General features: G+C 60.4%; 1 protein-coding gene. It reads left to right on the top strand.

The window, feature by feature from the left end; all coding sequences use genetic code 11:
* A partial coding sequence (gene topA, locus D8U18_RS09295; RefSeq protein WP_131107487.1) for a type I DNA topoisomerase occupies window positions 1-1,350 on the top strand: 1,350 nt, incomplete at both ends.

Genomic DNA, 1,350 nt, shown 5'->3' with positions numbered 1-1,350 from the left:
CCATTGCCTGGCACCTGCGCGAAGCCATCGGTGGTGACGACAGCCGCTACAAGCGTGTGGTGTTCAACGAAATCACCAAGAAGGCGATTCAGGAAGCTTTCTCCCAGCCGGGTGAACTCGACATCGACCGTGTCAACGCCCAGCAGGCGCGTCGTTTCCTCGATCGCGTCGTGGGTTACATGGTTTCGCCGCTGCTGTGGGCCAAGATCGCCCGTGGTCTGTCGGCCGGTCGTGTGCAATCGGTTGCGGTGAAACTGGTGGTTGAGCGTGAGCGCGAGATCCGTGCGTTCATCCCGGAAGAGTACTGGGAAGTTCACGCCGACCTCGGCACCGCCAAAGGCGCCACTGTGCGTTTCGACGTCGCTCGCGAAAAGGGCGAAGCCTTCAAGCCGCTCAACGAAGCCCAGGCCATGGCCGCGCTGGAGAAGCTCAAGGCGTCCAGCTACAGCATCGTCAAGCGCGAAGACAAGCCGACCAGCAGCAAGCCGTCGGCACCGTTCATCACGTCCACCCTGCAGCAGGCCGCAAGCAACCGGCTGGGCTTCGGCGTGAAGAAAACCATGATGATGGCCCAGCGTCTGTACGAAGCCGGCTACATCACTTACATGCGTACCGACTCGACCAATCTCTCGGCCGACGCCGTGGCGATGGCGCGCACTTACATCGAGGACGAATTCGGCAAGAAGTACCTGCCGGAAACGCCGAACGTCTACAGCAGCAAGGAAGGCGCGCAAGAGGCTCACGAAGCGATTCGTCCATCTGACGCCAATACCGAGCCAAGCAAGCTGTCGGGCATGGAGCGTGACGCTGAGCGTCTCTACGAGCTGATCTGGCGCCAGTTCCTCGCTTGCCAGATGCTCCCGGCGCAGTACCTGTCCACCACCGTGACTGTCGGGGCTGGCGATTTCGAATTGCGCGCCAAGGGCCGTATTCTCAAGTTCGACGGTTACACCCGCGTCATGCCACAAATCGCCAAGCCAGGTGATGACGATGTGCTGCCGGACATGGCCCAGGGTGATGCGATGAAGCTGATCAAGCTTGATCCGACCCAGCACTTCACCAAGCCACCGGCGCGTTACTCGGAAGCCAGCCTGGTTAAAGAAATGGAAAAACGCGGCATCGGTCGTCCTTCGACCTACGCTGCGATCATTTCGACCATCCAGGACCGCGGCTACGTGGCGCTGCACAACCGTCGCTTCTACTCGGAAAAGATGGGTGACATCGTCACCGAGCGTCTGGCCGAGAGCTTCTCCAACCTGATGGACTACGGCTTCACCGCCGGCATGGAAGAGCATCTCGATGACGTGGCCCAGGGCGAACGCGACTGGAAAAACGTGCTCGACGAGTTCT

The sequence above is a fragment of the Pseudomonas sp. Sample_10 genome, from assembly GCF_004321495.1.
Taxonomy (GTDB): domain Bacteria; phylum Pseudomonadota; class Gammaproteobacteria; order Pseudomonadales; family Pseudomonadaceae; genus Aquipseudomonas.
Note: the sequence above shows the minus strand (reverse complement) of the source record. Positions and strands in the feature narration are given on the sequence as shown.